The 658-nt window shown below is 76.9% G+C and carries 1 protein-coding gene (cut by a window edge); it reads left to right on the top strand.

From position 1 onward, the window contains the following. On the top strand, positions 1-658 hold part of the coding region annotated (locus H0487_RS22570) for an AAA family ATPase (protein ID WP_246384402.1) (this coding region is incomplete at its 3' end). 576 nt of the annotated region lie to the left of the window's left edge; 658 of 1234 annotated nt are visible.

The following is a 658-nucleotide window of genomic DNA, read 5'->3' as shown; positions in this document are numbered from 1 at the left end:
CGCCCGCTGATCGTGCTCGTCGACGATGCGCAGTGGCTCGACGACGCGTCGGCCGCCACGCTCGCCCAGTCGCTGCGCCGCCTCGAGGACCTGCCGGTGCTCGTCATGGCGTGGGCGCGGCCGAGCGGCCGTCCGCTCGACGAGTGGCTGCCCGACTGGCCCCGCACCGACGTGACCCTCGCGCCGCTGCCGATCTCCGCCCTCTTCCACGTGGTCCAGCACCACCTCGGGATCACCCTCAGCCGTGGCGAGCTCCGGGTCGTCGACGAGGCGTCGGGCGGCAACCCGCTGCACGCGCTGGAGTTCGCCCGGCACCGGGCGCTCGGTCCCGGCGCGAGCTTCGAGGCCCTGCTCGCCGAGCGGGTGCTCGCGCTGCCGCGCCCGACCCGCCGCGCCCTGCTCGCCGCCTCGCTCTGCACGGCGCCGAGCGCGACCCGGATCGCCGAGGCGCTCGGCCGGTCGGTCGACGACCTGCTCGACGACCTCGAGCCCGCGGTCGCCGGCGGCCTGATCCGCCTCGGCAGCACCATCAGCTTCCTGCACCCGCTCTATCTCGAGGCGGCGATCGACGGCGCCGCTGCCGAGGAGCGGGCCGCGATCCACCGCGCCCTCGCGGGGGTCGAGCCGCTCCAGGAGGCGCGGGTCCGGCACCGGGCGC

It is taken from the genome of Nocardioides stalactiti (genome assembly GCF_014180715.1).
GTDB classification, from domain to species: domain Bacteria; phylum Actinomycetota; class Actinomycetes; order Propionibacteriales; family Nocardioidaceae; genus Nocardioides; species Nocardioides stalactiti.
Note: the sequence above shows the minus strand (reverse complement) of the source record. Positions and strands in the feature narration are given on the sequence as shown.